Origin of the sequence: Tabrizicola sp. (assembly GCF_031377265.1) — a bacterium.
In the GTDB taxonomy this organism is placed as follows: Bacteria; Pseudomonadota; Alphaproteobacteria; order Rhodobacterales; family Rhodobacteraceae; genus JAUYQR01.
This window is the reverse complement of record NZ_JANMET010000206.1, coordinates 34,834-41,048: the sequence shown is the minus strand read 5'-3', so window position 1 is coordinate 41,048 and position 6,215 is coordinate 34,834. Positions and strand designations below refer to the sequence as shown.

Genomic DNA, 6,215 nt, shown 5'->3' with positions numbered 1-6,215 from the left:
GAGCTTTGACAGCGGCAGATCGGCTTTCACCGCATTGCCGTGCAGGATCAGGAACCGGTCCTCCGGGATGGTCTCGCCGACAATCGCAAAATCCAGATCCCATTTCACGAAAATCGCCCGCGCCACCGCCTCAAGCTCAGGTTTCAGCACCATCAGCATCCGTTCCTGGGATTCCGACAGCATCATCTCATAGGCGGTCATGCCCGTTTCGCGCTGTGGCACGTCATCCAGTTGCAACCGGATGCCGAGGCCTCCCTTATCGCCCATCTCCACCGCTGAACAGGTCAGCCCCGCAGCCCCCATATCCTGAATGGAAATGACCGCGCCACTGGCCATCAGCTCCAGACACGCCTCCAGCAGGCGTTTTTCGGTGAACGGGTCGCCGACTTGCACCGTCGGGCGCTTGTCCTCGATCGTGTCATCGAATTCGGCTGATGCCATGGTAGCCCCGCCCACCCCGTCGCGCCCGGTCTTGGCACCCAGATAGACCACGGGCATCCCGACACCGCTGGCCACCGAATAGAAAATCTTGTCCGCATCCGCGAGGCCCGCAGCAAAGGCGTTGACCAGACAGTTGCCGTTGTAGCTGCGGTGAAAGCGCACTTCGCCGCCCACCGTCGGCACCCCGAACGCGTTGCCGTAAGATCCCACACCCTCAACCACACCCTTCACCAGATGGCGGGTCTTGGGGTGGCTGGGCAGCCCGAAAGACAACGAATTCATCGCCGCAATCGGCCGCGCGCCCATGGTGAACACATCGCGCAGAATGCCGCCCACGCCGGTCGCGGCGCCCTGATGCGGCTCGATATAGCTTGGGTGGTTATGGCTCTCCATCTTGAAGATCACCGCCTGACCATCGCCAATATCCACCACACCGGCATTCTCGCCCGGCCCGCAAATCACCTGCGGCCCGGTGGTGGGCAGGGTGCGCAGCCATTTCTTCGACGACTTGTAGGAACAATGCTCGTTCCACATCGCCGAGAAGATGCCCAGTTCGGTAAACGACGGCACCCGCCCGATGATGCTCAACAACCGCTGGTATTCATCCGGCTTCAGCCCGTGACTGGCAACAAGGTCCGGGGTGATCTTCGGGTCCTGCATGGGGTCTCTCCGCTCGACTGCTGGTTCCTTATGCGATCAACCCAGAACATGAAAGACCAACAAATAGCCTGACGGGTGGAACCGATCCGCGATCCAGCCGTTGTTCACGCATGCCGGGTGACCGGCGACAAACAGGAGTAAACAGAATGTTGAAATCCAAATTTTTCTTGGCTGTTGCCACAGCCGCTTCGCTGATCGCTGCCCCGGCGCTAGCGGTGGATCTGTCCGCCGACGCGATGCTTGGCTCGTCGCCCGAAGACATGACCACAGTCAAGATGCTGGAGGACAGCGCTTTCATCGGCAATGAAGTCCGGACCAAAGACCAGATCGTCATCGGTCAGGTCGAAGGCGTCTACGAAGATGCCGATGGCGCACTGATCGTCATCGTCACGATCAACGGTGACATCGCGTCAAAGTCGAGCGTCAAGTCGTTCACCGTGCCAATGCCGAAGGACATGGTTGCCGACGGCTCGCTGACGCTGGGCTGGACCGAAGCGGAACTCTTCGTCGCGCTGAGCAGCCAGTTGGAGCCTGCAACCAAAGGCTAAGCGGCCCGCATTCATCGACCAAAGGCCCGGCAGGAAACTGCCGGGCTTTTTTCATTTGGCCCGGCCCGGCACGGCAGCAGTGACCGCAACTTCCGATGCTCGGCGAAAATATTTGTGCGGCGTGTCGAAATCGGCAAAGTGCCAGCGTCCTTGGGTTATCGAAACCTGAACCCAAGAAAGTGAAATCATGGCCTTTGAAGTAACCCCGATCTACGCCCTGCCGCTTGCAGTCATCTTCCTGATCCTGTGGTTCCGCACCACCAGCATGCGTGGCGGCCTCAAGCTGTCGATTGGTGACGGCGGCAATCCCGAAATGCTGTTGCGCATTCGCCAGCATGGCAACTTTGTCGAATGGACCCCCTTCGTGCTGATCCTGATGATCCTTGCAGAAGGCATGGGCGCACCGGCACTTTATCTGCACATCTCCGGCGCGCTGTTGCTGATCGGCAGAATCGCACATCCCTCCGGGCTGAAGATCGACAATTCGGCCCATCCGCTGCGCTATGTCGGCAACGGCACCAACATCCTGGCCACCCTGAACATGATGGTCTGCCTCGGTGTGAACATCCTCGGCCTCTGACCCACGACCACAACCGGAAATCTCGTAACCCAAGGACAAAGGAATCTTGCTATGAAATACATGATCTTGCTTTATGGAAATCCCGCAGCAGAACCTGCCTATGGCACAGCAGAGTTCGAAAAAATGATGGCTGAATTTGCTGCCGTAAGTGCAAAGCTGGTCGCCGACGGCGTGCTTGACTCGGGTGAAGGCTTGCAAGGTGTTGAAACCGCCACGTCGCTGCGTATCCGCGGCGGAAAGGTGGAAACGATGGATGGCCCCTTTGCCGAAACCAAAGAACACCTCGGTGGATACTATGTGGTCGATGTGCCTGATCTTGATGCGGCCCTTCGCTATGCCAAAATCATGCCACCCGCCCATTGGGGCACGGTCGAAGTGCGCCCCCTGATGGATTACAACCCGGCAGGCAAATGATCCGATGACCACCCAAGCCGCCTCGCAGGCCATTGCCATCACCCGTGCCCTTGATCAGGTGATGCGCAATGACCGGGGGCGGCTTATTGCCGCGCTGATTGCCCGGTTGCGCGACTTCCAGCTGGCCGAAGAGGCGCTGCAGGAGGCCGCGATCTCGGCGCTGTCGCACTGGGGCCGCGCGGGCCTACCCAACTCGCCGCAGGGCTGGCTGCTGAAAGTCGCGCTGCGCAAGGCCATCGACCGGTTGCGCAGCGGTGCCCGCGAGGCCCGCAAAGCTGCCGATCTCGCCCGCCTGTCCAAGGACGAAGCCGATGATACCGAGCCTGAGATGATCGCCGATGACCGCCTGCGCCTGATCTTTACCTGCTGCCACCCGGCACTTGATCAGAAATCCCGCGTGGCGCTGACCCTGCGCACCCTTGGCGGGTTGTCCACGCCCGAAATCGCCCGCGCTTTCCTTGATACCGAACCAACGCTGGGCCAGCGCCTCAGCCGCGCCAAGGCCAAGATCGCCGCCGCCGGCATTCCCTTCCGTGTCCCCGATCCCGAAGATTGGGCCGACCGGCTGAATTCGGTGCTGACAGTGGTCTACCTGATCTTCAACGCAGGCTACACCATTGGCCCCCACGCCGGCCGCGATCTGTGCGACGAGGCTATTTTCCTTGCCCGTATGCTGAACGATCTGCGCCCCGCCGAGGCCGAGGTCGAAGGTGCGCTTGCCCTTCTGCTTCTGACCCATGCCCGCCGCGCCGCCCGCATCGCCGATGGCGTGACCGTGGCGCTGACCGATCAGGACCGCAGCCTCTGGGATCACGCGATGGTTGCCGATGGGCTGGCCCACCTTGACGCGGCGATCACCCGCCGCACTCCCGGCCCGTTCCAGATCAAGGCCGCGATTGCCGCCTGCCAGACCAGCGATCCGCCCGACTGGCCGCAGATCGCCGCCCTTTACGCGGGCCTGCACGCCCATGAACCGACCCCGGTGGTGCGCCTCAATCAGGCCGTGGCCGTGGCCGAAGCGGGCGATCTTGGCTGCGCCCTTGCCGCCCTTGACCAGCTTCAATCAGACCTTGCCGCCTACCAGCCGTTCCACGCCGCCCGGGCCGAGCTTCTGGCGCGAAGCGGTCAGATCACCGCTGCCAACGAAGCCTATGCCCGTGCAATCGATCTGGCCGCCTCACCTTCGGACGCGGCCTTCCTCAGCCGCCGCCGCGCCCGGCTTTTGTCCTGAGGGTCAGTCCAGCAGCCGCCCAAGCGCGGCAGCCAGCGTTTCAGCCTCACCCGGTTGCAGCTTGCCGCCGACATGCCTCTGGATCAGGTCACGGTAGGTCGGCCACATCTTCGCCAACAGGTCGTGCCCGGCCAGAGTGAGGTTCAACTCGAACCCGCGCCGGTCATCAGCGCAGGGCTGGCGCGACAGATATCCTGCCGCAACCATCCGGTCCAGCAGCCGCGACACGTTCGACTGCGGGATCAAAAGCTGTTCTTCGATCTCCACCGGGCGCATGGCCCTGCCTGCGCGCCGTACCTCCAGCGCCACATCATACCAGCCGAGCGGCGGAAATCCGGCGGCCTTCAGGTCCGCCTCAACAGCGCCCAGTACCGAACGCGCGGCCAGTACCAACCGTGCCCAAGCCAGAATCGTCGTCTCATCGGGAAGATCATTCATCGCCAGACCTTAACAGTTCATGCATATGGATCAAGGTTGACATCCATGCGAGTGCATGAAAAAAGATGCATGTGCATTTAAAACTACAAGGATGATTCCCGTGACCGACACCCTGACCACCGACAGCATGACCCTCGTCTCCTTCGACCTTTGCCCCTACGTCCAGCGCGCCGCTATCGTGCTGGCTGAAAAGGGTATTCCCTTCGCCCGCCGCGATGTGGACCTCGCAAACAAGCCCGACTGGTTCACCCGCATTTCGCCGCAGGGCAAGGTGCCGCTTCTGCTTGTCGGCGATGAGGTGCTCTTTGAAAGCAGCGTGATCGTCGAATACATCGAAGACACCACACCGTCGCCGTTGCACCCAACCGCCCCGCTGGCCCGCGCCAGACATCGCGCCTGGATGGAGTTCGGCTCTTCGATGCTCGGTGATATCTGGGTGCTGGAAACGACCAAGGATAGCACTGTCCTTGATCAAAAGGTCGCGACCCTGCGGGACAAATTCGCCCGCGTCGAGGCGGCGCTGGCTGGCGGTCCGTGGTTTGCGGGTGCGGCATTCTCTGTCGTCGATGCTGTCTTCGCGCCGATGTTCCGCTACTTCGATGTGTTCGACCAGATCACCGATCTCTGCATCCTCACCGGCCTGCCCAAGGTCACGGCATGGCGCAAGGCGCTTGCTGCCCGGCCTTCGGTGATCACGGCGGTAGTGCCCAACTACAACGACCTGCTGCACGCATTCCTGCGCGCTCATGAAGGTGCACTTTTGGCACGGGCGTAAAAAAAAAGGCCGAGCTTGCGCTCGGCCAAGTCCAACAGGGAGGTATGAGGCGGTGAGAGAAATCTCAATCATCGCCTCAATCACCGAGGTAGTTTGAAGACCGCCCGGAAACAAGGCGAACAGGTCCACTTTTGCGGCATTGCCGCCATGCGTTGTTTGCATACCGACAAATGCGATCAGCCGGCAACCGCCGACGCCGTGACCGCCTCATCGTTCTGCCGCCGCCGATAGGTCATGATCTCGTCCACCACGAAATCGCGGAACGCCGCCACCCGTTTGGAATGCCGCAGTTCTTCCGGGTAGGCAAGAAACACTGGCACTTCGGCGCTTTGCACATCGTCCAGCACCCGCACCAGATGCGGGAAATCCTCGGTGATATAGTCGGGCATCACCCCGATACCCAAATGGTTCAACACCGCCTGCAACACGCCAAAATAGTTGTTTACCGTCAGGGTCGAGGGGATGTCGTGGCTCATCAACTCCTGCACCAGCAGCGCACCTGCTGCCACTTGCGGCGTGCCTGCGTGCTGGCTGATCAGTCGGTGCTGGCTGAAATCGTCCATCGTGACCGGCGTGCCGTGCGTTTCCAGATACTCCGGCGTCGCATAAAGCCGCATCTTGATGTTCATCAGCCGTTTACGGATCAGGTCGGCCTGGCTTGGCTCCTTCATCCGGATCGCCACATCTGCCTCGCGCATCGGCAGATCCAGCACCCGCTCTTCCAGCATCAGATCGATCTTCAGCGCCGGGTACTTCTCATACAGCCGCGCAAGCCTTGGGGCCAGCCACAGGGTCCCAAAGCCGGTGGTCGTAGTCACCCGCAACTCGCCGAACACCTCATCCTCGCTGTCCCGTATCCGTGCCGCCGTCGCATCCAGCCGCTTGGCCATGGCTTGCGTCGCGTCATACAGCAACTCGCCCTGCTCGGTCAGGATAAGCCCTCGCGCATGCCGGTGAAACAGCGTTACCGCCAGACTTTCCTCCAACGCACGGATCTGGCGGCTGACAGCGGATTGGCTAAGGTGCAGCACCTCACCGGCATGGGTCAAACTGCCCTTTTCGGCCACTGCATGAAAAATCCTCAGCTTGTCCCAATCCATCACCAACTCCTGCGAAATCCGCGCGACC

The 6,215-nt window shown here is 61.2% G+C and carries 8 protein-coding genes; 5 read left to right on the top strand and 3 right to left on the bottom strand.

Features of this window, described 5'->3' with window-relative positions; translation table 11 throughout:
- Positions 1-1,101: phosphoribosylformylglycinamidine synthase subunit PurL (purL, locus tag RMO18_RS12125; protein ID WP_309666187.1), on the bottom strand; the 1,101-nt coding region annotated here is incomplete at its 3' end.
- Positions 1,102-1,268: 167 nt separating this feature from the next.
- On the opposite strand from purL, the gene RMO18_RS12120 reads away from it, so the two are divergent.
- The 4 genes from RMO18_RS12120 (at position 1,269) to RMO18_RS12105 (ending at position 3,874) form a co-directional block, all read left to right on the top strand.
- Positions 1,269-1,649, top strand: a complete 381-nt coding sequence (locus RMO18_RS12120; RefSeq protein WP_309666186.1) for a hypothetical protein — start codon at positions 1,269-1,271, stop codon at positions 1,647-1,649.
- 187 nt (positions 1,650-1,836) lie between these two features.
- Complete coding sequence (locus RMO18_RS12115) at positions 1,837-2,229, top strand: MAPEG family protein (RefSeq protein ID WP_309666184.1); 393 nt, start codon at positions 1,837-1,839, stop codon at positions 2,227-2,229.
- 51 nt (positions 2,230-2,280) lie between these two features.
- Positions 2,281-2,643, top strand: a complete 363-nt coding sequence (locus tag RMO18_RS12110; protein ID WP_309666182.1) for a YciI family protein — start codon at positions 2,281-2,283, stop codon at positions 2,641-2,643.
- Between the two features lie 4 nt (positions 2,644-2,647).
- The gene (locus RMO18_RS12105; protein ID WP_309666181.1) at positions 2,648-3,874 is read left to right on the top strand and encodes a DUF6596 domain-containing protein; all 1,227 of its coding nucleotides are present in this window, start codon (positions 2,648-2,650) and stop codon (positions 3,872-3,874) included.
- A gap of 3 nt (positions 3,875-3,877) precedes the next feature.
- Here the strand turns inward: RMO18_RS12105 and RMO18_RS12100 are convergent, their stop codons facing one another.
- Positions 3,878-4,312: a MarR family transcriptional regulator gene (locus tag RMO18_RS12100; protein ID WP_309666179.1), complete on the bottom strand. Its 435-nt coding sequence runs from the start codon at positions 4,310-4,312 to the stop codon at positions 3,878-3,880.
- A gap of 100 nt (positions 4,313-4,412) precedes the next feature.
- Between RMO18_RS12100 and RMO18_RS12095 the strand changes: the two genes are divergently transcribed.
- Entirely contained in the window at positions 4,413-5,087 is a 675-nt protein-coding gene (locus tag RMO18_RS12095) for a glutathione S-transferase family protein (protein WP_309666177.1), read from the top strand.
- A 176-nt stretch (positions 5,088-5,263) separates the two neighbouring features.
- Here RMO18_RS12095 and RMO18_RS12090 read toward each other — a convergent pair whose 3' ends face one another.
- Complete coding sequence (locus RMO18_RS12090; RefSeq protein ID WP_309666176.1) at positions 5,264-6,187, bottom strand: LysR family transcriptional regulator; 924 nt, start codon at positions 6,185-6,187, stop codon at positions 5,264-5,266.
- Positions 6,188-6,215: the final 28 nt, after the last annotated feature.